The 22,455-nt window shown below is 61.6% G+C and carries 22 protein-coding genes; 15 read left to right on the top strand and 7 right to left on the bottom strand.

The window, feature by feature from the left end; all coding sequences use genetic code 11:
- Positions 1-402 precede the first annotated feature (402 nt).
- Both P9292_RS29830 and P9292_RS29825 read left to right on the top strand, forming a co-directional pair.
- Positions 403-2,598: a hypothetical protein gene (locus tag P9292_RS29830; RefSeq protein ID WP_309962588.1), complete on the top strand. Its 2,196-nt coding sequence runs from the start codon at positions 403-405 to the stop codon at positions 2,596-2,598.
- Positions 2,599-2,767: 169 nt separating this feature from the next.
- Entirely contained in the window at positions 2,768-3,220 is a 453-nt protein-coding gene (locus tag P9292_RS29825; protein WP_309962586.1) for a GDP-mannose mannosyl hydrolase, read from the top strand.
- 68 nt (positions 3,221-3,288) lie between these two features.
- On the opposite strand, the gene galU is transcribed toward P9292_RS29825, so the two are convergent.
- Complete coding sequence (galU, locus tag P9292_RS29820; protein WP_244826053.1) at positions 3,289-4,239, bottom strand: UTP--glucose-1-phosphate uridylyltransferase GalU; 951 nt, start codon at positions 4,237-4,239, stop codon at positions 3,289-3,291.
- Positions 4,240-4,536: 297 nt separating this feature from the next.
- On the opposite strand from galU, the gene P9292_RS29815 reads away from it, so the two are divergent.
- The 3 genes from P9292_RS29815 (at position 4,537) to P9292_RS29805 (ending at position 7,328) form a co-directional block, all read left to right on the top strand.
- Positions 4,537-5,610, top strand: a complete 1,074-nt coding sequence (locus P9292_RS29815) for a helix-turn-helix domain-containing protein (protein ID WP_309962584.1) — start codon at positions 4,537-4,539, stop codon at positions 5,608-5,610.
- 69 nt (positions 5,611-5,679) lie between these two features.
- Positions 5,680-6,270 (top strand): phosphatase PAP2 family protein, encoded by a 591-nt coding sequence (locus P9292_RS29810; RefSeq protein ID WP_244826057.1) that lies wholly within the window; start codon positions 5,680-5,682, stop codon positions 6,268-6,270.
- A 125-nt stretch (positions 6,271-6,395) separates the two neighbouring features.
- Positions 6,396-7,328 (top strand): LysR family transcriptional regulator, encoded by a 933-nt coding sequence (locus tag P9292_RS29805; RefSeq protein WP_250465414.1) that lies wholly within the window; start codon positions 6,396-6,398, stop codon positions 7,326-7,328.
- On the opposite strand, the gene P9292_RS29800 is transcribed toward P9292_RS29805, so the two are convergent.
- The 5 genes from P9292_RS29800 to P9292_RS29780 all read right to left on the bottom strand — a co-directional run bounded on the left by P9292_RS29800 (position 7,252) and on the right by P9292_RS29780 (position 13,164).
- Complete coding sequence (locus P9292_RS29800; RefSeq protein ID WP_309962582.1) at positions 7,252-8,364, bottom strand: ADP-heptose--LPS heptosyltransferase; 1,113 nt, start codon at positions 8,362-8,364, stop codon at positions 7,252-7,254. The genes P9292_RS29805 and P9292_RS29800 overlap by 77 nt on opposite strands.
- Before the next feature lie 15 nt (positions 8,365-8,379).
- On the bottom strand, positions 8,380-10,287 hold the full coding sequence (locus P9292_RS29795) for a nucleoside-diphosphate sugar epimerase/dehydratase (protein ID WP_309962580.1): 1,908 nt from the start codon (positions 10,285-10,287) through the stop codon (positions 8,380-8,382).
- Positions 10,284-11,333 carry a glycosyltransferase family 4 protein gene (locus P9292_RS29790; RefSeq protein WP_309962578.1) on the bottom strand — a complete coding sequence of 350 codons (1,050 nt, stop codon included), beginning with the start codon at positions 11,331-11,333 and terminating at the stop codon, positions 10,284-10,286. Before P9292_RS29790 ends, P9292_RS29795 begins: the two co-directional genes overlap by 4 nt.
- Positions 11,334-11,458: 125 nt before the next feature.
- Positions 11,459-12,418, bottom strand: coding sequence for an SDR family oxidoreductase (locus P9292_RS29785; protein WP_309962576.1), 960 nt, complete (start codon positions 12,416-12,418; stop codon positions 11,459-11,461).
- A complete protein-coding gene (locus tag P9292_RS29780) occupies positions 12,415-13,164 on the bottom strand; it encodes a glycosyltransferase family 2 protein (protein WP_309962574.1) in 750 nt (249 codons plus the stop codon). The genes P9292_RS29785 and P9292_RS29780 overlap by 4 nt, the downstream gene beginning before the upstream one ends.
- 537 nt (positions 13,165-13,701) lie before the next feature.
- On the opposite strand from P9292_RS29780, the gene P9292_RS29775 reads away from it, so the two are divergent.
- Both P9292_RS29775 and P9292_RS29770 read left to right on the top strand, forming a co-directional pair.
- Positions 13,702-14,067 carry a hypothetical protein gene (locus tag P9292_RS29775; RefSeq protein WP_309962570.1) on the top strand — a complete coding sequence of 122 codons (366 nt, stop codon included), beginning with the start codon at positions 13,702-13,704 and terminating at the stop codon, positions 14,065-14,067.
- A 157-nt stretch (positions 14,068-14,224) separates the two neighbouring features.
- On the top strand, positions 14,225-14,629 hold the full coding sequence (locus tag P9292_RS29770; RefSeq protein ID WP_250509409.1) for a hypothetical protein: 405 nt from the start codon (positions 14,225-14,227) through the stop codon (positions 14,627-14,629).
- Here P9292_RS29770 and P9292_RS29765 read toward each other — a convergent pair.
- Entirely contained in the window at positions 14,611-14,832 is a 222-nt protein-coding gene (locus P9292_RS29765) for a hypothetical protein (RefSeq protein WP_250509410.1), read from the bottom strand. The two genes, P9292_RS29770 and P9292_RS29765, sit on opposite strands and share 19 nt — an antisense overlap.
- A 143-nt stretch (positions 14,833-14,975) precedes the next feature.
- Here P9292_RS29765 and P9292_RS29760 point away from each other — a divergent pair, with 143 nt between their 5' ends.
- The 8 genes from P9292_RS29760 to P9292_RS29725 all read left to right on the top strand — a co-directional run bounded on the left by P9292_RS29760 (position 14,976) and on the right by P9292_RS29725 (position 22,421).
- Positions 14,976-15,317 (top strand): hypothetical protein, encoded by a 342-nt coding sequence (locus tag P9292_RS29760; protein WP_309962568.1) that lies wholly within the window; start codon positions 14,976-14,978, stop codon positions 15,315-15,317.
- Positions 15,318-15,425: 108 nt separating this feature from the next.
- Positions 15,426-16,451 (top strand): glycosyltransferase, encoded by a 1,026-nt coding sequence (locus P9292_RS29755; protein ID WP_309962564.1) that lies wholly within the window; start codon positions 15,426-15,428, stop codon positions 16,449-16,451.
- Positions 16,451-17,605: an FAD-binding oxidoreductase gene (locus P9292_RS29750; RefSeq protein ID WP_250509413.1), complete on the top strand. Its 1,155-nt coding sequence runs from the start codon at positions 16,451-16,453 to the stop codon at positions 17,603-17,605. Before P9292_RS29755 ends, P9292_RS29750 begins: the two co-directional genes overlap by 1 nt.
- An 8-nt stretch (positions 17,606-17,613) precedes the next feature.
- Complete coding sequence (locus tag P9292_RS29745; protein ID WP_309962562.1) at positions 17,614-18,444, top strand: pyridine nucleotide transhydrogenase; 831 nt, start codon at positions 17,614-17,616, stop codon at positions 18,442-18,444.
- Positions 18,404-19,237, top strand: coding sequence for a sugar phosphate isomerase/epimerase family protein (locus P9292_RS29740; protein ID WP_309962559.1), 834 nt, complete (start codon positions 18,404-18,406; stop codon positions 19,235-19,237). Before P9292_RS29745 ends, P9292_RS29740 begins: the two co-directional genes overlap by 41 nt.
- A complete protein-coding gene (locus P9292_RS29735) occupies positions 19,237-19,593 on the top strand; it encodes an EamA family transporter (protein WP_250509416.1) in 357 nt (118 codons plus the stop codon). The genes P9292_RS29740 and P9292_RS29735 overlap by 1 nt, the downstream gene beginning before the upstream one ends.
- Positions 19,594-19,600: 7 nt before the next feature.
- Positions 19,601-20,416 carry a glycosyltransferase family 2 protein gene (locus tag P9292_RS29730; RefSeq protein WP_309962555.1) on the top strand — a complete coding sequence of 272 codons (816 nt, stop codon included), beginning with the start codon at positions 19,601-19,603 and terminating at the stop codon, positions 20,414-20,416.
- Positions 20,417-20,546: 130 nt separating this feature from the next.
- Positions 20,547-22,421 carry a hypothetical protein gene (locus tag P9292_RS29725; RefSeq protein ID WP_309962553.1) on the top strand — a complete coding sequence of 625 codons (1,875 nt, stop codon included), beginning with the start codon at positions 20,547-20,549 and terminating at the stop codon, positions 22,419-22,421.
- The last annotated feature ends 34 nt before the right edge of the window (positions 22,422-22,455 follow it).

The raw sequence follows: 22,455 nt of genomic DNA, 5'->3' as shown, positions 1-22,455 counted from the left end.
ATCTTCGATTCACGATTAATAGGCCTAATCGCGTATTTGACTGATCAGCGAATTCTTCGCACCGAGTCCCGCGCCGGCGGTCAACTTTTCCGCGCCCGCCGAGACCTTCGTTACGATTTGGAACGCCTTGGGTGTTTCACTCCTGATAAGCGCGCGGTCGTGCTCGAAGATCGGTCTTTTCGACACGATGAAGCTGCTATCGCACGCCGGCGGCCTGTATTCATCGGACGAAGCAGGCTTTCACGTGCGCACGCGCACGCAGCGGATGAAGAAGTGGACGGCATCATCGCTTGCGAGCGGCACCACGCGCGCGCAAGAAACGTTTCAGTTTCGTAGCATCGGCGGCGCTTGGCGTCACGGCTTGCTCCTCATATCTCCCATACGGCCAAGGTCACGCGAACGATGAACGGATTACTCGCACCCCGCTTCACCGCCCTTCGCGTTGGCTGCCTCGCGTTTGCGCTCGCCTTCCTTGCTTCGATGACCGGCTGCGACGACGCCGCGTCCGAGGAAGCGGCGCCTGCCGCCAGCGCGGTGATCATCGACGGCGCCGCGTGGATTCCCTGCGCCGCCGAATACGGCGTCTGCACATTCGAAGGCGCCACGCGCGTGCTGTACGGCACGCCCGCGCAACACGCGATCAAGACCTTCACGGGCAGCGCACGCTGCGACAACAGCGCCTTCGACGACCCCGCTCCCGGCGTCGAAAAACATTGCTGGTATGCGAGCACGACCAAGACGGCAGCGCCCCGCGCGCAGTCCGCCGCGGCCGAACAACAAACCGCTCTTGCCGATACCCCGCCGCTTCGCTGCAGCGCGCCGACACCGCCCGTAACGGCGTCAGTGAGCGGCGATAAGCTCGAAGCGGACACGCCCGGCAGCGACGGCACGCGCATGTTCGCGCTGAAGACGCCGGTGCGCGTGGCCATCACCACGCGCGCCAAGGGCGCCGATACCGTCACATGGCAGATCCGCGACGCATGGAACACGGTCAAGGCGAGCGGCCAGTTTGCCGTCGATGCGCGCCCCGCGACTATTACGATCGTCTGCACGTCGGAGGCGGCGGGTTACTTCGCGGTGAGCGCATCGCTCAAGTCGGGCAAGAGCGCGTTGCCAACGCGCGGCACGCGGCCCACCGGCATCGCCACGTTCGGTGTGCTGCCGGTGGTGGCTCCGGCCTTGCCGCCCGTGGCGTTCGAGCATCCGGATCAGCATCGCTTCGGCGGACAAGGCGCGGCGTATCTCAAGCCGGGTCAAAGCTGCTGTTCCGGCGACGGTTATCGTCCGCTCTATCCCGAGCTAGGTCTCACCTGGGTCAACGACAACCGCAACTGGTACATGACCGAGGAAAAAGGCCCGAACACCTTCAACGCGGCAGCGGACAACCTCGCGCCCTACTTCAAGCCGGGCGATCTGCTGCGCCTCATCCAGCTCGATGGCATTCCCGCATGGGCGAGCCCCACGCACGAGCGCACGCACAGCTACGCGCCTTCCTCGCTCGATGCATACAGCGCCTACATGAAACGTGTCGGCGTGGAATCGAATGCGGTGAGAAAGCGCTGGTTCCCGCAGCAAGCGCACAACTACTACCAGGTCACTTGGGAACCGGACTACGAAGGCGGCCTGCCCTGGCGCGACACGGACGCCAATCTCGTCGCGATGTACAAGGCCACCGCCGAGGCCATTCACGCGGGCGACCCCAACGCCGTCGTAATGGGCCTGACGCTGTCGAATCTGGCTTCAAACACGACGTGGCTCAAGCGTCTGGCGCCGCTTGGCATCGGCAAGTATCTGGATGGCGTGAGCGCGCATGGTTATTACGACGTGGGCACGTCGCCGTCGCACCCGCCGGAACGTTTCGATGCCGACGCTTCCACCGCATCGAAAGCGATGCCCGCCGCGATGCGCGAACTGCGCCGCACGATGACCGAAGTCGTGAAGCCGGGCGCGAAGCTCTTCGTCACCGAGACAGGTATCAGCTACGACCTGAACACGAAGTACGGCCCGGCGACGCCGAACTGGAACGTGCTCTATGCACAAGGCGCGGTGACGGCGCGCGCGCATCTGATATTGCTTGGCGAAGGCGCGGACGTGAGCTTCGTGTTCTATTCCGCCGATCCGCCCGAGGTGGGCTATGGCGTGTTCTTCGATCTCGTGAATGCGCAAGGCGGCTACGGGCAGACGCAGATCAGCCCGAAGCCCGCCGCGATGGCCGTGGCCGCCATGACGCGTCTGATCGACGGCACGACCACGCTCGGCTATGTGAACGGCACGCCCAAAGGCGTCTATGCCTACGCGTTCCAGCGGCTGAACGGCGGCAAGGTGGTCACCGCGCTCTGGACCCATAGCAATGCGGTATGGCCGGGACCGAAGGGCTTCGATGCGTCGCATGGAGCGAACTACAGCCTCATCGTCGATGCGCCCGCGAAGTCCGGCACTGTGACGGTATTCGACATGATGGGCAATGCATCGGCCATGAAGTACAGCGACGGGCGCCTGCCGCTCGTGCTGACCGAGGCGCCCATATACGTCGTCTCCGATAACGCCGATGCCATGCGCGCCAACGTCACGAAGCCCGCCGGATACACGGGTCAATGAGCCCTTGGCGAGCGAAAAAACGCGTGGCACACGTGGACGATCTTTCGGCGCTTTTCGCCAGTGTCGTGCATGCCTGTCGCGAGAATTCGCGCGCTACACTGAACGCGCGCCGTGCATATCGCGCGAGCAGCATCCATAACGATTAAAAGCAAAGACCAATGGAGCAGCAATGCTGAACGTGGACGATTTCATGACGGTGGTCCGGCTCACGCCGCTCATTTCGATCGACCTGATCGTGACCGACGGCAACCGCCGGGTTCTGGTCGGTCATCGCCGCAATCGACCCGCACAGGGCACGTGGTTCGTGCCGGGCGGGCGCGTGGACAAGGACGAATCGCTCGATGCCGCGTTCAAGCGCGTCGTCAATAACGAACTGGGCGTGGCGAGCGTCGAGCGTTCGTCCTCGCGCTTTTATGGCGTGTTCGAGCATCGCTACGACGATAACTTCGCCGGCGAGCCCGGCTTCGGCACGCACTACATCGTGCTTGCCTACGCGATGAACCTGAGCGGCACGGTGCCCATCGGCCGCTTCGATCAGCACAGCGATTATCGATGGCTGCTGCCCGATGAACTGCTCGCACGCGAAGACGTGCACGAGAACACGAAGGCTTACTTCCGCTAAGCCGTGCAACAATAAAAACGGCGCGCATTGCTGCGCGCCGTTCTCATCGAACCGAAACAGATGATGCTTCAGGCGATGACCGTGGAGTCTTCGCTCGTGTCGTCGACATCCACATCGGTGCGGACTTCTTCTGCTTGCGCCGCTTCCAGCTTGCCGAAATGCGCGTTCAGGTAAGCGGCGAACTCATCGCGCACTTCCGGATGACGCAGGGCGAATTCGACCGTCGCCTTCAGATAGCCGAGCTTGCTGCCGCAGTCGAAACGCTTGCCGTGATAGCGATACGCGAGCACCTGTTCCTGTTCGAGCAACGCGGCAATGGCGTCCGTCAGTTGAATCTCGCCGCCTGCGCCCGGCTTCTGCTGACGCAGGAAGTCGAACACGCGCGGCATCAGCACATAGCGGCCGACCACGCCGAAGTTCGAAGGCGCGAGCGCCGGTTCCGGCTTTTCGACCACGCGCGAGAGCTTGAAGAGACCGTCGTCCCAGGGCTTGCCCTCGATCACGCCATACGAGCGCGAATCCTTGCGGTCGATCTCCTCGACGCCGATCACCGACGAATGATAGTGGTCGAACACATCGACCATTTGCGAGAGCACGGGCGGCTTGCCGTCGAGCAGGTCGTCCGCGAGCACGACCGCGAACGGTTCGCCGCCGACGAGCTTTTCCGCGCACAACACGGCGTGACCGAGACCGAGCGCTTCGGCCTGACGCACGTACATGCAGGTGACATGGCTCGGCAAGATGCCGCGCACGAGTTCGAGCAGCTTGTCCTTGCCGCGCGCTTCGAGTTCGGCTTCGACTTCATAGGACTTGTCGAAGTGGTCTTCGATTGCGCGCTTGCTGCGCCCGGTCACGAAGATCATCTCCGTGATGCCAGCGGCCATCGCTTCTTCGACCGCGTACTGAATCAGCGGCTTGTCCACGACGGGCAGCATTTCCTTCGGACTCGCCTTCGTTGCGGGCAGGAAGCGCGTGCCGAGACCGGCTACTGGGAATACCGCCTTGCGTACCTTGAGCATCGGCTCACCTCGGTTGTCGGTTGCACGAGGCGTTGCGACGCGTCTTGGAGCGTTCGCGGCCGCCTCTTGTTGTGGGATATATAGTGGAATCAATCGCCGGATTTCATCAGACGACATGAGTGATGCCAGCTTATCGTCCGAATATCGAAATCATCTGCCAACAGTTCGCCATTATCCGACGATGGCGACGGCGTTTGCTGCCTGCCGCGTATAGTGCCACGCATATAGCTTGGTTTTCCCTCTGCTTTTCGCTCCACCAGGGAGATTACGACACAGGGGATGAACAGGAGAAAGTCGATGGTATATGCCAACGGTATGGGCCGGCTGCAGGTCGTGCGCTCGCCCGAAACCGACGCGCCGCCCGCCGATGTGGCCAGCATGGCGAAGCGAATCGGCATTCTGATCTTCGAGGACTTCTCGCTCGTCGAAGTCAGTTCTATTTCCGAAGTCTTTTCGCTTGCCAACCAGGTTCGCCTGCCCGCTCATGCGGGCTCGAACGCTGCGGCGCCGAACTATTCGCTGATGTTCGTGTCCAGTGAAGGCGGGAGCGTGGCGAGCAGTTGTTCCATGCGCATCTGGAGCGAAAGCCTCGAAAACCGCTGGATGAACGAGTGCGATGCCCTTTTCATCGCGGGCGGCGAAGGCGCGCGGCACGCGCGGCACGACGTCATGTTGCGCAAACGCCTTGGGCGTATCGCACCGAAGATCCCGTTCATCAAGGCTATCGGCGAAGGCGCGCACATTCTGGCGGCGGCGAATCTCACGCTGCAGAACCGTTCGCTCGATTTCGGCGATGAACCCGCGCAGGACGCGTTGTCCTCGGCCTTGTCGCCTGCGTTGTCGAACGCACTTTTCATCGCGGAACAAACGCTTACGCTGGACGATCCTAAAGGCCCGATCGCGGCGGCGTTGTCCATCATCAAGCGCGATCACGGCGCGGCGGTGGCGCGCGAAGTGTCGGAGCGCACGCTGCCGGGCGCGTGGCACAAGCTTGCAACCGTGCTGGAAGACACCGACAGCGGCGGCGTGCGCCAGAAGATCGACGCAGCCGCGCGCTGGATGCGCGAGAACTACGTGAAGCCGATTTCGATCACCGATGCGGCGCGCGTCGCGGCCATGAGCGAACGCAACTTCCTGCGCCGCTTCAAGGCGCAAATCGGGCTCACGCCTTCGGTATATCTCTTGCGCGCGCGACTGGACGCGAGTTGCATGCTTCTTGCGGGAACGGACTTACCGGTGGACAAGATTGCGCGCCGATGCGGCGCGGGCAGTGGCGACGGCCTCGCCAAGATCTTCCGCAAGCGGCTGTCGATCTCGCCGACGGAATACCGCATGGCGGGACGGCGCAAGCAAGCGGCCGACACGACATAGACTTTATGGCGACATAAGCTTAAACAGCGCATGGACCGATGCGCGCCAGGACGGGGTAACGAAAAAAGCATGGAAACGAAAATACTCTGGATTTTTTCCAATCTCGGCGACGCGGCGCTTCTTTTGCCGCTCGCACTCGTTTGCGCACTGTGGTTGCGCTCGGTGGACATGCGGCTCGCCATTCGCTGGGCCGTGCTGCTGACGGCCGGCATGGGATTGGTCGGCCTTTCGAAGATTCTCTATGCAGGCTGCGGCCTCGAAGTGCCGGCCATCGAATTTCGTATGATCAGCGGGCACACCATGCTCGCGGCATCGATCTATACGGTCGCCGCAGGCTTGCTCGCGGGCGGGCTCGGAAGAGCGTGGTATCTGCTGGGCGCGGCAGCGGGACTCGTGCTCGCGGCGCTGATCGGCGCAAGTCGTATTCTGCAGGACGCGCACACGCCCGCCGAAGTCGTGGCTGGCTGGCTGCTCGGCGGCCTCATCGCCTTCCTGTTGTTGCGCCATGTGTTTGCCGTGCCGCGCAAGATGCCGCGCGCGCTCGTGGCGGGCCTCGGGCTGCTCGCCGTCTCTTCGATCGCTTACGGTCATCACGCGCCGTTCCAGCGGATGATCGAACATTACTCGTGGTGGCTGTGCCGCGGACTCGGACTGTCGTGATCGTGCGCGCTGGCCACGGTTGCTGCGCGGCTGGCGGGTTCCAAAGTATGATCCCCGCTTGATCAACAGTTCGACCGCCGTGCATGCCTGCATCTTTGCGCGCGCGGCCGTGATTGCAGACGAGTATGGATCGCTTTCTCGCCATGAAGGTCTTTGCGCGCGTCGTCGAGGCGGGCAGCTTCTCCAAGGCCGCCGATGCGCTGCGCCTGCCGCCCGCGAGCGTATCGCGCACGCTGCAAGCGCTCGAAGCGCATCTCGGCGCACGCCTCATCAATCGCACCACACGCAGCATCAGCATCACCGAAGACGGCGAGGCTTACTACGATCGCTGCGTGCGCGTGCTGGGCGAGATCGACGACATGGAAGCGTCGCTCTCGCATTCGAAGCTCAGTCCCAAGGGCAACGTCAAGGTCAGCCTGCCGCAGGTCATGGCGAAAAGCACCATCATTCCCGCCTTGCCGGAATTCTTCGCGGCTTATCCGGATATCGGCGTCGAATTGCTTTTGACGGACCGCTCGGTCGATCTCGTCGAGGAAGCCGTGGATTGCGTGGTGCGCGTGGGCGCGGTCGGCGACGTCGGCCTCGTGGCCAAGCGCATCGGCGCGTATTCGCAGATCACGTGCGCGTCGCCCGGCTATCTCGAGAAGTACGGCACGCCGCGCACGCTCGACGATCTCGAACAGCATCTCGCGGTCGGCTACGTGCTCAACAAGTCGGGGCGCGTGCGCAACTGGGAATTCGTCGTCGATAACGAAACGCGCACCATCGCGATGAAGCACAAGATCGCGGTGAACGACGGCGATTCGTACATTGCGTGCGGCGTCTCGGGCCTCGGACTCATCCAGAGTTCGAGCTACACGCTCGACCCTTATGTGAAAAGCGGCGCGCTCGTGGAAGTGCTGAACGAGTATCCGTCGTATGCGCGCGTGGTGTCGGTGCTGTATGCGGCGAACCGGCATCAGCCACGGCGCGTGCGCGTATTCATCGACTGGGTGGCGGAGCTCTATGGACGCTTGCCCGCGTTTCAGGCGAGCGGCAAAACGGTCTCGCCGTCGTGACGATCGGCATGGTGCGCCAGTCGTAGGCGCCATACACACGTTCGAGCGCGCGAAGGTCCTGCGCTCGGGCACTCGCGTGAATCCCTTGCAGCTCGCTCAGTTCGAACTCCACTGCATGACAGTTGGCGTAGTCGCGCGAGCGTAACGCTGCGCCGATGGTCGTGAAGAAAGCCGTCGTCGGCACGTCGAAGCCCGCTGCGATATGCAGCGCGGCGGTATCGGGCGTTGCCAGATAACAGGCGTGTCCGATCCACGCGATGAATTCCGCCGTATCCCTGGAACGCGCCGCGATGTCGCGATAGTGCGGATGATCGATCGCGCCGAAGCCATACACGGGCAAGCCGAATTCGTCCCACAGACGCGCGACGATGCGCCCACGCGCCGCCTGCGGCACGCTGCGCACTGGCGTGCTCGCGTTGGGACAGAACAGCACATACGCCGCGTCGTCTGCGTGAAGCGCGGGCAAGGGCAAGGCCAGATCACGCAGCCAGCGATTGCGCTTGTCTTCCGGCGCTACGCTTAGCGGATTTACGCCTAACGCGCGGATGAAGAAATCGATCATCGGCATCGAGGCGAAGCTCGGCCAGAAGAGATGATTACCGAGGTCGATCTTCGGTTCATCGGCGGGCAGGCTTGCGAGCGGCACCGGCAGATCGATCACATCGCCACCGACGAGCGGCGCGGCCAGTTCATACAAGCGCTTCACGTAGCCTGGCGCATGAGCCGGCCGATAAATCGTAAACCTGAGATGCGGCCAGCGTCGCTTGATCGCGAAGAGCGCGGACAGGCCGATGATCGAATCGCCCAGCGTCACACCGAACGCGTTGAGGAGATGAACGCGGCGCGCGGCTGCATAGTTCGCCGTGAAGGGCGTGGAGACGGCGCAGAGAATGTCGCGCCGCGCGTCATGTAATGACGTGAAGCCGGAGGCATCGCTACCGGTGGCTTCGAGATCGTAGGACGCGACGATCTCGCCGTGCCTCGATAACAACGAACCCGCATGGGTCAGCGCATGGACTTCGTCGAAAGTCGTCATGCGCTGTTGGCTCCGTCAGAGCGACGCGCCGCGCTCGTTGGCCACTTTCGCCACTTTCGCAACCGGCACGCTCTGCAGCGTGGGGTTGATCACCGTCTGATACTCCGGCACCCAGCGACGCAGATCGCGCCGCACTTCGTCATCCGCGAGCACGCGATGCTGCATGAGCCACGGCAACAACTCGTCGATGAAGTTTTCTGGCACACCTCGCGCCTGCGCGATCCGCAGTTTGGGATGCGGCGTGCGCGTGGTGGTTTCGTCGTCGGCGAGTAGTTCCTCGTAAAGCTTCTCGCCCGGTCGCAAGCCGGTGAACACGATGCGAATCTGTTCTTCGCTGTAACCGTAGAGCCGGATCAGATCGCGCGCCAGATCGACGATCTTCACGGGCTGACCCATATCCAGAATAAAAATCTCGCCGCCACGTCCCATGCTCGATGCCTGCAACACGAGTTGCGCGGCTTCGGGAATGGTCATGAAGAAGCGCGTGATTTCCGGATGCGTCACCGTGACCGGGCCGCCCTTCGCAATCTGCTGCTGGAACTTGGGGATCACGCTGCCCGCGCTGCCGAGCACATTGCCGAAGCGCACCGTCTCGAACTGCGTGTGCGGCGCGGCCTGTTGCAAGGCCTGACACGCCATCTCGGCGAGCCGCTTGCTGGCGCCCATCACGTTGGTCGGGTTGACGGCCTTGTCGGTGGAAATCAAAACGAAGTGGCGCACGTCATGGCGAATCGCCGCGCGCGCGACGCGCAGCGTGCCGAGCACGTTATTGCGCACGGCTTGCCAGGCGTTCTGCTCTTCCATCAGCGGCACGTGCTTGTAGGCGGCCGCATGAAACACGATATGCGGCGCAAAGCGCGCCATGGTCTGATCGAGCAGCAGCGAATCCTTGGCGTCGCCGACGACCGGAATCACCGAGCAATCCGTGAATTTCTCGTGCAACTCCTCTATCAGGCGATACATCGCGTATTCGCTCAGATCGTAGGCGACGAGTTGCGCCGGCGAGAAACGCAGAATCTGCCGGCAGAGTTCGGAGCCGATGGAACCGCCCGCGCCCGTCACCATCACCACACGACCGTGCAGCAACTGTTCAACGTGCGGCATGTCGATTTTGACGGGCTCGCGGCCGAGCAAATCCTCGAGATCGATCTGCCGCACGCGCGACAGGAAACCGCCCTCGCCTTGCGTCAATTGACTGAGCGCGGGCAGCACCATGACCTTCACGCCCGCGCGCACGCACAGCGTGGCGACGCGACGCTGCTCTTCCGCCGATGCCGAGGGAATCGCGATGATGGCGTAATCGGTCTTGTATTGCTCCGCGACCTGCTGCAAGTCGCCGAAACTTCCGAGCACCTTGTGGCCGAGCACTTCGCGGCCTTGCTTCGAGCGATCGTCATCGAGCAGGCCGACCAGACGCCATTCGCTCGAACGCGCAAGTTCACGCGCCAGCATGGCGCCCGCAGTGCCCGCGCCGAGTACGATCACAGGCTTGCCCTGCCCGACGAGCCCGCCATAGAGATAGAACTCCTTGGTCGCACGATAGAGCGCGCGCGCGCCGCCCATTGCGAGAAACAGCAACAGCGGCTCGACGATCAGCACCGAGCGAGGAATGACCGGCGTTGGTTGCGCCATGACCGCGCCGATCATGACGACGAGCGCGCCGACGGCGACCGACTTCGAGATGCGCATCAGATCGGGCAGACTCGCGAACACCCACATGCCGCGATAGAGACCGAAGACGCGGAACATGACGCCGTAGACAGGCAGCACCCAGATGAGCGCCATGAATGCGCCGTGCTGAAACTCGGGTGGCACCGCGCCGTTGAAGCGGATCATGTAGGCGACGAGCCATGTCGCGGCAACCGCGCACAGATCGAACGCGAAGGCTCCGGCGGAAAGCCAAGGAGCTTTGTATCGAATCATCCGCGTGTACCTCTAGGTTGTCCGGAGTGAAGCGCTTGATGACGGCGCCAGCAAACATCGACGATTGAGCCTGCCGCCACGACAACGACCACCCATACTGCGACCGCCAGCCACTGGCTCGCGGGAGACCACGCGAGCGCCGAGATGGCGAGCACGACGCCCGCGAGCATCAGCACATACCACGCAAGCGCCGTCCGCGCGTGGCCGGCGCCGGCTTGAACCATGCGTTGATAGTAATGCTCCCGGTGTGCCTGCCAAAACCTTTCTCCGCGCGCGAGACGCTTGAGCAGCGTCACCGACGCGTCGCCGATGAACGGAGAAAACACCAGCGCCGGAAACCAAACGGGCCACGTGCCCTTGAGCCAGCCCCAATATCCGAGTGCTCCAGCCAAGAATCCTAAGGGAATCGACCCCGAATCTCCCAGAAAAATCCTAGCCGGATGAAAATTGAATAGCAAGAAGCCCGCTGCGGCGCCGGCGAGCGCCGCGCTCGCGACGCCTAGATCGATCTGCGGCACGGGCCCGGAGAGCGCCGCGACGGCGTAACCGCCGAAACCGAATAGCGCCATGCCGCCTGCAAGGCCGTCGGAGCCATCCATGAAGTTGTAGAGGTTGACGAGCCAGACCATGAGGAAGCCGACGGCAACCAGCGCCCACCAAGGCACCGGCGTGGGATTCAGCGCGATGAGCAGCGCAACGGCGGCCACGTGCGCGCCGAAGCGCACGCGGGCGGGCAAGCCGCGACGATCGTCGATTTGCGATACAGCCGCGAGCACTACGGTCAAGAGCGCGGCAAGCCACAGCGTGGGCGTGGCGACCAGCATGGCGATGACGGCAACCGGAACGATTCCCCATCCGCCGACACGCGGCGTCGGACGGCTATGAAGCGAACGTTCGTTCGGAATATCGGTGGCGAGGCGCCAGGCCAAGCCCGTGCGAAGCAAGGCTGAGAGGATCGCGGCGCATGCTGCGAGCGATCCCGCTGCGACTAAAGCAGCGGCAATCCATGGAGAACTGACGACAAAAGGTGACAGCGGCTGGGTCATTTCCCGGAAGTTGCAAGGTGAGGTTCTTTCGACTGTGACAAATCATGCCCTCTGCGACGCGGCGCGCGTGTTACCGGGGCTTATCCGTTGTTACCGGACGTTAACTCGACATAATTAGCTCGGAATTATGTTTTCCGCAGACGATACGCGCGATACCAGTCCGCCGTTGCGGCGAGGCCTTCGTCGAGCGTGTACGGCGGGCGCCAGCCTAGCACATCGCGGATGTGAGTCGAGTCGATCTGGAGGCTGCCGGTCAGGCGAGCGATTTGAGGAGATTTGCCGGTGAGTCTGCCTGCCAGTTTCAAGGCGCCGACCGGCACGGACACCAGCCGCGCGGGCTTATGCAGATGATGCCCTAGACGCCGGGCGAGGTCTGCGACACCGGGATCTTCGCCATCCGTGACATGGAATAGCTGATTCGCGGCGCGCGGATGCGTGGCGCAGGTGACGAGCGCATCGGCGAGATTCATCACGTAGCAAAGGCTTCTGCGTGCTTCCACCGCGCCGATAGGCAACGGCATGCCCTTGGCGATGGCGTCCATCAGGCTCAGGAAATTGGCGCGCACATCGGGTCCATAGACCAGCGGCGGGCGCGCGATCACGATTTCCAGGCCGGTGCGCGCGCCGAACTCCTTCAGCCTGATCTCCGCTTCGAGCTTGGAGACGCCGTATGGATCGGGTGGATGCGGCGTATCGGTTTCCTTGAGCGGACGGCCATCGTCCAGTTCGGCGAGCGCCTTGATGCTGCTCACGAAGACGAAGCGCCGCGCGCCTGCACGATGTGCCGCGTCGGCGACGCTGAGGGTGCCATCGACGTTGATTGCGCGAAAGGCGGCGAGCGGGTCGGTGGCCGCGTCGCTCATGACGTGGACGCGCGCGGCCAGATGAATCACCGACGCGCACTTTTCGAAGGCTACGGGCGTGATTGCATCGAGCGAGCCGATGTGCACGGGCGTGACGCCCGGCTCGACCGCTGCACCCTCGCGCACGATTCCTACAGGCTCTTTGCCCGCATCGAGCAGCAAGCGCGACACGGCCCGCCCGACGAACCCGTTTGCTCCGGTCACGCCGATGCGCGCGCTCATAGCCATTTCCAGCCGAAGCGGTTGAAGAACCTGCACGCCGATGTGACGAAGAGCTTGATGTGTTTGAAGCCCTTGCGCGCCGCGTCGCCGCCATGATGCAGCACGCGTACCGAGGGCACGTAGGCCACGCGGGCGATTTCGTGGGTACGCAGGCTCAGGTCGTAGTCTTCGAAGTAGAGGAAATAGCGCGGGTCGAAGCCGCCGAGTTTTTTGAGAACCTCGGTGCGGAATAGCATGAAGCAGCCGCTGACGATGGGCGGGTCCCAGAGGATGTTTTCGTCGTTGATGACGTCGCGCATTTCGTAACGGGCCAGGCGGTTTTCAAAGGGCGCGCGAAGGCGTGCTGGGAGAAAGCCGCGCACGAAAAGATCGAGGACGGTTGGGAAGCGGCGGCAAAGGAATTGTTGGTGGCCGGTGTCGTCGATGATGAACGGGGAAAGCAGGCCGACTTCCGGATGCGCGTCCATGAAGTCGATGGCGTGGATGAGCGCGCTACTTTCCAGTTCGATGTCTGGGTTCAAAATTAGATGGTAACGGCTCGCAGTTAGCTCGATCACAAGGTTGTGGCCGCGGCCGTAGCCGACGTTGCCGTGTCCTTCGACGACGTTCGTTTGCAACTGGGCTCCGTTGGTAAGCTGCGCCCAATCGATGCGCTCATCCGTTCCGTTGTTTATGAGGTACAGCGGCGCGGACTTGGCCTGACTCTGCTTCAGGAAGCAATCTAGCGCAGTGTCGAGTGTTTGCAAGGTACGCTCTAGCATTGCACGATGCGGCCGGTAGACGACGAGAGATACGCTTATTGGTTGGGGCGAGCTTGCGTTGGCGGGATTGGGGTTCAACTGCTTCCTTGGAGACGGGATATCTAAAGTTGCCGCGGTTGTAGTTTGGATAACGTGAGGCGATATTTTCGCTGAAATGAACCACTCGTAGCAAATAATCAAAGGATTCATGCTGCCGGAATACTTCGACGCTGCAAAAGACACCGTGAGAATCGGCGTGATCTTCCATTTTGCGCCTCTGCTCAGTCGTTTAATAAGATAGTTGTGTGGCTGTGGTAAACAACCGCCACGCGCCACCATCACGTCGTTAGGATTACTACAATCATAGACTGCGGATGGACTGTTCGGCATCGTGAAAAGCGCCGAAAGGATGATGAGCAGAGCACAATAACAATCCTCGCCTTCGCCTGCCGATATGGAGCTATAACAGCAGGCATTGAGCGGGGATGCGACGAATTGTCAGGCGACACACCGATCCCGCCAACGATTCGAACGCAATCCAAGATGGACGAACATTCGAGACTGAACGCCTGCCAGCCATACCTGTCGCGTGCCGAGGCAGCCCTTGCTGCGGTTATCATGCTCTTCATTCTGTCCCTCGGCCTTCGCTGGCATGACTTCCGTCAGGAAATCGGCACGGAAAATCTCGACGCCGCTTATCACTCGCTGTTGACTGTGACGGCGTTGACGCATGTGCCCCTCGCCGAAAGCAGGCTGCTGCCGCTCGTGACGCTCGCGAATCCGCGCGACAAGCGCATCCGCTGGGGAGCGACCGTGCCTAATAAGGATGGCGACTACTACATCTATACGTCGTTTCCGCCGCTGGCTTCTTCGTTCCGGCACTGCCGTCCAAGACGCAGCTTCTGCTGACGGGGCAGCCGACGACGCTCGCGTCGATGATCGTGTTCAACTGCATGCTCGGCCTGATCGCCGCCTTACTGCTGTTTCGGCTAACGTGCCGCGTCGCTCTTGCAAGCGGCGTCGATGCGAAGGGACTCACCATCGCCGGGACGGCCGCCGTCTCCGTTTGCTGTTTTCGCGCCAGGGCTTGCTCTCGTTCGGCCTTGTGTACTGGAATCAGCCGCTCGATGAACTGCTTCTGATCGCGCAGTTGCTCGTCATGTTCGACTTGCTCCGGGCCGACGGCGAACCGCGACGCAAACTGCTCGCCACGCCGTGCGCGATGTCGTTCCTCACCGCGTTCGTCGAGTGGACGGGCTTTGTCGTCAATGCGTTGTTCGTCGTGTGTCTGGTGTGCGCGCGCCGCGTGCGTCCGGAGTTCGGACGGCATGCACTCAGCATCGCGCTCGCCACGGCGCTCGCGGGCGCCTTGATCGTCGCGCACTTCGCGTTGTCGCTTGATATGCTCGATACTGCAAAGGTGATGGTCGCGCGCATCAAGGTGCGCAGTTTTCAGGACTCGGTGTCGTAGACAGATCTGTTTAGAGGGTACGCGACATCGTTCGGCGCGCTCTTGCCGATGGCGCTGGCGGGCGGTTTCATCGCGCTCGCCGCGCTTCGGTCGCTCGGTCCGACCGGTTCGCAGCGCGTGCCGGCAGCCGCCTCCGGCGTGCGTCTGACGCTAATCGTGCTGGCGCTGTCCGCCGTGCCGTTCGCAGAAAACTTGCTGTTCATGCCGCACGCGGTCAAGTATTCGTTCGACCGCCTGAAGTTCACCGTGCCGCTCAGCCTCTGTCTCACCTTCGTCTGGACTCGCTTCGAGCCGCCGGCCGCCGTACGCTCGCGGCGGTCTGGTTACTCCTCGCCGTGGCGGCCGCATGGCAGAACGTGCAGGCGTATCGCGGGGCCAACGCGCAATACGGCGACTGGAGCGGATCAACGCGCAAAATCGGGCGCTCGTCGCGCAGGCAACGGCGCGGGTCGACCTGCGATGCGCGCTTCTCGGCAGCGAAGGCCCCGTGCGCGACTACACCGAGATTGCGTTCGGCCGCTCGGTGTTCGAGAGTGCGGAGAAGGCGGCGTACGTCGGCGCGGCGCGTGCGGCGAACGCTTGCGCGACCGTCTTCGTGAATCAGGAGGCCTTGTTCCACGACAGCCCCCGCTTCGGGCAAATTACGATCGTCCGCGACGGTGCACCCAAGGTCGTTATGCGTCTGTGACGCGCCGGGCCGTCCGCGCTCGTGCGACCTCCGCCACGCTTTGACGACGCGGTGGCCCGGAGGAGACGCGTCGCTTACAATACGTTTTTTTGCGAACATTGCCCGATAATGGTGCCCTTTCCCATTTTGCTGTCGGTGGTCTTGCTCGTCCGCAATCGCGGCCCGGAACTCGGGGCTATCGTCGACGAAGTCGCGAAAACGGTCAGCGGCCTCGTCAGCGACTACGAACTGATCATTGTCGATAACGCTTCCGAAGACGACAGCGTCGCCGTGCTGCGTAAGCTCACCGCCGAATCGGGACAGCCGAATCTTCAAGTGTATGCGCTAACCAAGGAAGTCGATGCGGACACCGCGTTCTGGGCCGGCCTCGAGAATGGTCTGGGCGACTTCGTCGCCGTGCTCGATCCGATGCTCGACGACATCTCCATGCTCGCAGTCATGCTGGGAAAGGCTACCGACGGCACCGACATTGTGCTCGCGAATAATCAGCGCAAACCCGCGCAAAGTGCGCCGTATCGGTTCGCGCACGGCGCATTTAATTTGCTCTACCGCTACTTCAGCGGGGCGAGTCTCGCAAGCGATGCACCGCAGTTCCGCGTTATCAGCAAGCGAATCGTCAACTTCATCCTGCAGCATCCGCAGCCGGCCATCACGTACCGGCATCTGCCGATCACCGGCGGTTTCTCGCGCCAGACGCTGCAATACAGCGCGCCACCAAAGACGCACGGCACCAAGCGGCTCGGCGAAAGCATCGACCGGGGCGTGCGGCTGCTCGTCTCCACGACGCGCGCGCCCATGCGTATGGTCACCACGCTGTCGCTGTTCGGCGCGGGCGCGAACCTGCTGTATTCGGTCTATGTGGTGTTTATCGCGCTGTTCAAGCCGCATGTCGCGGAGGGCTGGGTCAGCCTGTCGCTGCAACAGTCGGGCATGTTCTTCCTGCTGTCGCTCGTACTGCTTGTGCTTGCCGAATACATCCTACACATGGCAAGCCTCTCGACCGACGGTCCGCTTTATCATGTCGGCCAGGAATTCACAAGCGCGCGGATGACGCGGCGCGAAAAGCTGAATATCGAGGACGTGTCGCTTGCGCCCGAACATCGGCCGAAGTCCAGCGCGGCCCGAATCTCCTGATGGCGAACGCTTCGCAGCCGCTGGATGCGGTCATCATCGGCGGCGGTTTCTACGGTTCGGCCATCGCCGTCTATCTGGCTCGGCAACGCGGGCTCCGGCGCATCTGTCTCGTCGAACGGGGCGACGACCTGCTGCAACGCGCGTCCTACAACAATCAGGCCCGCGTCCATAACGGCTATCACTATCCGCGCAGCTTCACCACCGCGTACCGTAGCCGCATCAATCTGCCGAAGTTCGTGCGCGACTGGCCGCAGGCCGTCAAGGCGGATTTCGTGAAGCTGTACGCCATTGCGCGCCGCAATTCGAAAGTCACTGCAAAGCAGTTCCAGCGCTTTTGCCGCGAAACCGGCGCGCGACTGGAACCGGCGGATGCGTCGCTGAAGGCGCTGTTCGAGCCGCGGCTGATTGAAAACGTGTTCGTCGTCCAAGAATACGCGTTCGACTCACGCGAACTCGCCTGCTGGGCGCGACGCGAATTGTTCGAAGCGGCGGTCGACGTCCGGCTGAACATGCGCGCCGAATCCGTCACGCGCACCGGCGACAGCGGCCTGAATGTCGTCGTGCGCGACGCGAACGGCGACGCCGCGACGCTCACCGGGCACTACGTCTTCAACTGCACGTACAGCGGACTGAATCAGTTGACCGGCGAATTTCCGGGCACACGCACGCGGCTCAAGCAGGAAATCACCGAGATGGCGCTCGTGCAGGCGCCGCCGAAGCTCGTGGATATCGGCGTGACGGTCATGGACGGTCCGTTTTTCTCGATGATGCCGTTCCCATCGCGTGGACTGCACACGCTGTCGCACGTGCGTTACACGCCGCATCTGCACTGGGACGACGCCCCTGGCGTCGATCCATACGCGCGTCTCGCGGACTATCCGCGCGAGTCCCGCGTGGACCGCATGATTCGTGACGTCGCGCGCTACATGCCGGCGGTCCGCGACGCGAAGTACGTAGAATCGCTGTTCGAAGTCAAGACCGTGCTCGGCAAGAACGAGGTGGACGACGGTCGCCCCATTCTCTTCGAAAAACACGCCGATCTTCCCGGCTGCTATTCGATTCTCGGCGGGAAGATCGACAACATTTACGATGTGCTCGAAAAGCTGGACGCCGAGTCGTTCGCCGCGGCACCAGTTCAAACCACTTGCTCGTGAAAGGCACCATGACCAACGCGCTTATTGGATTCTCCGGCTTCGTCGGACAGACGTTGCTCAAACAGGGCACTTTCGATTCGCTCTACCGCTCCACTAACATCGGCACGATCGACGGCCAGCGCTTCGACAGCGTCATATGCACCGCCGCGCCGGCGCAGAAATGGATCGCCAATCGCGAACCGGAAGCCGACCTTGGCAACATCGAGGCGCTGATTGCACATCTGAAGACCATCGAGTGCAGGCGTTTCACGCTCATCAGCACGGTGGACGTGTTCAAGACGCCGGTGGGCGTCGATGAAGACACCTTCGTCGACGAAACCGATCTGCACGCTTACGGCAAGAACCGCCGTCATCTTGAGAAGTTCGTCGAGGCGCATTTTCCGGAGCATCTGATCGTGCGGCTGCCGGGTCTCGTCGGGCCGGGTTTGCGCAAGAACGTGATCTTCGACTTCCTGAACGACAACAACGTCGGCATGATCGACAGCCGCGGCGTGTTCCAGTTCTATCCGATGGTCAACCTGGCCTACGACATCGCCATTGCGCGCGACGCGGGACTGAAGCTCGTGCATCTGACGGCCGAACCGATCCGTGTCGCCGACGTGTCGAAGGAAGGCTTCGGCAAGCCGTTCGAACAGGCGATTGGCAACGCTCCGGCCACTTACGACCTGCGCACGAAGCACGGCGCGGTCTTCGGCACGGCGGGCCCGTGGCAATATCAGCCGGCGCGAAACGGTTCAGGCGGTGCGCGCCTACGCGCAGTCCGAGCCGCTGACAATCAAAGCGGGAGCATGACCGGCAATGCGAATTTCTGTATCGAATATCGCCTGGGACGTCGCTGAAGACGAAACGCTGGCCGCGCTCTACGCGCGTCACGGCGTGGACGCCATCGACATTGCGCCGGGCAAATACTTTCCCGAGCCGGCGAAGGCCACCGCCGACGACATGGCGCGCGTCAAGGACTGGTGGGCGAGGCGCGGTGTCGAACTTGTCGGCATGCAGTCGCTCTTGTTTGGCACCTCGGGACTCAATCTTTTCGGCAATACCGCCAGCCAGGAAGCGATGCTCGCGCATCTCGCCGCAGTGTGCCGGATTGGCAGCGGCGTCGGGGCCACGCGCCTCGTGTTCGGCTCGCCGAAGAATCGTGACCGCGCGGGTATCGACGATGCGGAAGTGCTCGACATCGCCGTGCCCTTTTTTCGTCGTCTTGGCGACATTGCTGCCGATCAGGGCGTCATCGTCTGTCTTGAGCCGAATCCGCCGCGTTACGGCGCAAACTTCATGACGACGAGCCTGGAGACGCTGGGCGTTGTGAAACAGGTCGCGCATCCGGCCATCGGGATGCAGCTCGACACCGGCGCGATCACGATCAACGGGGAAGACCCGGAGACGATTGTGCGCGAGTGCGCCCCGGCGATCGGCCATGTACACGTGAGCGAGCCGGATCTGGTTCCCGTCGGCGACGGCGAAGGCGACCACGACGCCTTCGCGCGCGCCGTTCGTGACCATTTGCCAGATCACATTGTCACCATCGAAATGGTCGCGACGAAAAACGAGCCGCACGACATTTCGATCGAGCGCGCGCTCAGAACGACGATTTCGCATTACCGCGGCATACGAGCCGGAGCGCGCTGATGAAGTGGATCATTCTTGCGTTGGGCATCGGTTCCAACGCGGCGGCCAGCGTGCTCGTCAAGTTCGCTATGCTTCCGCCGCGGAAATTTCCGTCGCCGGCCGACCCGATGGCCGCGTTGACCAATTGGCCGTTCTGGCTTGGCCTCGGGCTCTATGGCGCGGCGTTTCTGCTGTACGCGGCGGCGCTTGCGCGGCTGCCGCTGAACGTCGCTCACCCGGTTCTGACCTCGGGCGCGATTGCCACCGTCGCACTGAGTTCGGTGCTGGTTTTCCGCGAGCCGTTTCACTGGACGACCGGCGCAGGCATTTGCTTCATCGTAACTGGCGTTGTCCTGCTGACCTTGCGCGTATCTTGAGTACATCATGAACACAACTTCCCATTCGCCCTTGCGCGACGACCGCTCCGTCTGGCAGGTTCCGGCCTCCAATACACTCATGTGGCTCGGACGCCGCTACAAGGCGTGCGTCGTCATTCCGGTGATCAATGAGGGCGAACGCATTCGCAACCTGCTGGTGCGCATGCATGCGCTGAAGATTGCCGACCGCGCCGATATTATCATCGTCGACGGCGGCAGCACGGACGGCTCGCTGGCCGAAGATTTCCTGCGCAGCCAGGACGTGCGGGGGCTGCTGTTGAAGACCGCGCCCGGCAAACTGAGCGCGCAGTTGCGCTGCGCGTATGCCTTCGTGCTCGATCAGGGTTACGAGGATATCGTCACGATCGACGGAAACGATAAGGACGATCCTGAAGCGATTCCGCGCTTCATCGACGCGCTGGGGAAAGGCTACGACTTCGTGCAGGCGTCGCGTTTTCTGGCGGGCGGCATCGCCGAGAACACGCCGAAGTCGCGCGACTTCGCCATTCGCTTCATTCACGCGCCGATGCTGAGTGTTTTTTCGGGCTTTAAATGGACGGACACGACACAAGGCTTTCGCGGCTACAGCCGGCGCATGTTGCTGGACCCGAAGATGGCGATTTTCCGCGACGTCTTCACGACCTACGAGTTGCTCGTGTATCTGTCATATCGCGCGCCGAAACTCGGTTACCGATGCATCGAACTGGCGACGACCCGACGCTACCCGAAGGGCGAAGTGCCGACGAAGATTAGCGCGGTGAGAGGCAATTTCTCGGTGTTGAAGGTCTTGTTCAAGGCTTGTTTCGGCGCGTATAACGCGTGATCGCCGCGGGCAAAACGGTGCACTGCGGCCCATTTCGCTTCCTTGCCGTGTGTACAGTGCGCCACGGAGCGTTGCAGCGAAGTGACGGGTGGCTCACCAACGTGATGATTGAAACAGGAACTCCTCGCGAATGATCTCGTCGACAAGAAGATACGGCACCGAATGGCTTGCTTTCGGCCTTGTCTTCATGGCTGTCTTTTCTGAACTGCGATTTGCAACCACTTCAGGTTCAACGGGCAACGTGGAGCAGTGGGTAAATCTGACAAACTCGGTCTTCTACGGAACGCAGGATTTCCTGTTTAGTTACGGCCCCCTTTACTGGCTAGTGGGCGGTGCGACGTCGATGCACGACGTCTATTCGTACTGGGCGAGCATCGCATTCAGCTGCTTGGTTCAAGCCTTCTTTTGGGCAGTGTTGTTCGCACTTTGCTTTAAGGCACGCAATTACATATTGTTTGGGATCGCGTACATTTTATTCTTCAACGGTCTGGTTTTCTCGTCGGCATTCTTTCTTTGGCCGCTAACTGTGGTCGCGTTCCTTGAGTACTCACAGAATGCGCCTCTGAAGCTAAAAGGAAGGTGGCTCTTTAGCTTGGGAGTTGTCGCGGGATTTTTTTTCTACGTTCGCTTTTTCTATGGCACGTTCGCGGTTGTGACCTTCGGGACGTACTTCGCGACGCGTGCTTGGTTAGATCGCCAAATCCGGGATTTATTGTTTCTATTCGCTGGCGGCGTAATCGCTTACGTCGCGGTTGGAACGTCGATTTTCCACCAAAGCGCGAGTCTGGTTGATTATCTGTTGATCAACAATCAGTTGAACTTCGGCAACTCGGTGGACATGACCATCGATGTTGATAACGTTTGGCGCACGTATGTTGCCGCAGCACTCGTATTCCTGTGTCTGAACGTTTACGCTCTTTGGCGGCGTCCTCGGCTGCTCCTCACCGTCAATGCGTTGTTCGTGGTACTGTTTAAAATCGGGTTCAGCAGGACAGATCATTACCTCTCCTACTTCGTGGCCCCTGGCGCCGTCGTAATCTGCGTCATGCTTTTCGATTCCAGCCGGCAAGGCAGACTGCTGTTCGTGGTGGCTGCGAGTGCGCTGTATTACATTGGAGTCTATCCGAGCTTCCCGGGCGCACCGACCCGGAATGCATTGAAAGCCGGAATTGACTTTTCCGTGCCGTATGACATGCGCATGGCGCAAGCCTATGCGCAATACAAGCTTCCGGACCCGTTTCTGCAGAAGATAGGTCGCTCGCCCATTGATGTTTATCCCTACAACAACGAATACATATACGCGAACAGGCTGAACTACAGTCACCGGCCATTGTTTCAGAGTTACATGACGCTAACGCCGCGCCTCGACGCCATGAATCAGCAGTTCTTTGAGTCTCCCCAACGCCCAAAGTACGTTCTTTGGACTGCAGGGATCATGTGTCCGGGCCCCGAATGCAACCCGTTCGAGGCCTTCGACGCGAAACTTGCGTTGAATGAAGATCCCCTCACGTCGGCAACCCTGTTACTCAACTATCGTATCGTCGATCGGTTTAACGTACACGACGGCAAGCCCGCGGCATTGTTCGAGGCGAATACTTCCACGACGCGTTATTCCGAGCGCCTCATTGCCTCCAACACGATGCAACTCGGTGTCTGGTATGCCGTGCCCCGGGCAACGGGCGGCGTCATCAGGTTGAAGCCGGCGCTTAAGTTCACCTTCCTCGGAAGACTGCGAAATCTCCTGTTCCGAGGCGCACCCCTGAAGATCAAATACAAACTGACATCGGGGAAAGTGCTTGAATTCCGTACAAATGTACTGAACGCGCCGAGTGGGATCTGGATCACGCCCTTGCCCACCAGTTTCAGTCTTGAAGGCCAGACGGTCGAAGCAGTCATGCTGGAAACTCGCGCATCGAACTATCTTCAGCCTTCGTGGAATGCGGATTGGGTTCTTGTGCCAATCACGGCAGTGCAGGCAACGCCTTCGAGGCCCAACGCAAATTAAAGCCGGCTGCTTGCAAGGAACAGTCGAATGCAAA

This window comes from Caballeronia sp. LZ001 (assembly GCF_031450875.1).
Classification (GTDB): Bacteria; Pseudomonadota; Gammaproteobacteria; order Burkholderiales; family Burkholderiaceae; genus Caballeronia.
The sequence above is the reverse complement of the archived record's forward strand: the minus strand, read 5'-3'. Positions and strand labels throughout refer to the sequence as shown.

Excerpts from the sequence above, each read along its gene's own strand:
- P9292_RS29830 (WP_309962588.1), top strand. The coding sequence starts at position 403 with ATGAACGGATTACTCGCACCCCGCTTCACCGCCCTTCGCGTTGGCTGC.
- P9292_RS29825 (WP_309962586.1), top strand. The coding sequence starts at position 2,768 with ATGCTGAACGTGGACGATTTCATGACGGTGGTCCGGCTCACGCCGCTC.
- galU (WP_244826053.1), bottom strand. The coding sequence starts at position 4,239 with ATGCTCAAGGTACGCAAGGCGGTATTCCCAGTAGCCGGTCTCGGCACG.
- P9292_RS29815 (WP_309962584.1), top strand. The coding sequence starts at position 4,537 with ATGGTATATGCCAACGGTATGGGCCGGCTGCAGGTCGTGCGCTCGCCC.
- P9292_RS29810 (WP_244826057.1), top strand. The coding sequence starts at position 5,680 with ATGGAAACGAAAATACTCTGGATTTTTTCCAATCTCGGCGACGCGGCG.
- P9292_RS29805 (WP_250465414.1), top strand. The coding sequence starts at position 6,396 with ATGGATCGCTTTCTCGCCATGAAGGTCTTTGCGCGCGTCGTCGAGGCG.
- P9292_RS29800 (WP_309962582.1), bottom strand. The coding sequence starts at position 8,364 with ATGACGACTTTCGACGAAGTCCATGCGCTGACCCATGCGGGTTCGTTG.
- P9292_RS29795 (WP_309962580.1), bottom strand. The coding sequence starts at position 10,287 with ATGATTCGATACAAAGCTCCTTGGCTTTCCGCCGGAGCCTTCGCGTTC.
- P9292_RS29790 (WP_309962578.1), bottom strand. The coding sequence starts at position 11,333 with ATGACCCAGCCGCTGTCACCTTTTGTCGTCAGTTCTCCATGGATTGCC.
- P9292_RS29785 (WP_309962576.1), bottom strand. The coding sequence starts at position 12,418 with ATGAGCGCGCGCATCGGCGTGACCGGAGCAAACGGGTTCGTCGGGCGG.
- P9292_RS29775 (WP_309962570.1), top strand. The coding sequence starts at position 13,702 with ATGGACGAACATTCGAGACTGAACGCCTGCCAGCCATACCTGTCGCGT.
- P9292_RS29765 (WP_250509410.1), bottom strand. The coding sequence starts at position 14,832 with ATGAACAGCAAGTTTTCTGCGAACGGCACGGCGGACAGCGCCAGCACG.
- P9292_RS29760 (WP_309962568.1), top strand. The coding sequence starts at position 14,976 with ATGGCAGAACGTGCAGGCGTATCGCGGGGCCAACGCGCAATACGGCGA.
- P9292_RS29755 (WP_309962564.1), top strand. The coding sequence starts at position 15,426 with ATGGTGCCCTTTCCCATTTTGCTGTCGGTGGTCTTGCTCGTCCGCAAT.
- P9292_RS29750 (WP_250509413.1), top strand. The coding sequence starts at position 16,451 with ATGGCGAACGCTTCGCAGCCGCTGGATGCGGTCATCATCGGCGGCGGT.
- P9292_RS29745 (WP_309962562.1), top strand. The coding sequence starts at position 17,614 with ATGACCAACGCGCTTATTGGATTCTCCGGCTTCGTCGGACAGACGTTG.
- P9292_RS29740 (WP_309962559.1), top strand. The coding sequence starts at position 18,404 with ATGCGAATTTCTGTATCGAATATCGCCTGGGACGTCGCTGAAGACGAA.
- P9292_RS29735 (WP_250509416.1), top strand. The coding sequence starts at position 19,237 with ATGAAGTGGATCATTCTTGCGTTGGGCATCGGTTCCAACGCGGCGGCC.
- P9292_RS29730 (WP_309962555.1), top strand. The coding sequence starts at position 19,601 with ATGAACACAACTTCCCATTCGCCCTTGCGCGACGACCGCTCCGTCTGG.
- P9292_RS29725 (WP_309962553.1), top strand. The coding sequence starts at position 20,547 with ATGATCTCGTCGACAAGAAGATACGGCACCGAATGGCTTGCTTTCGGC.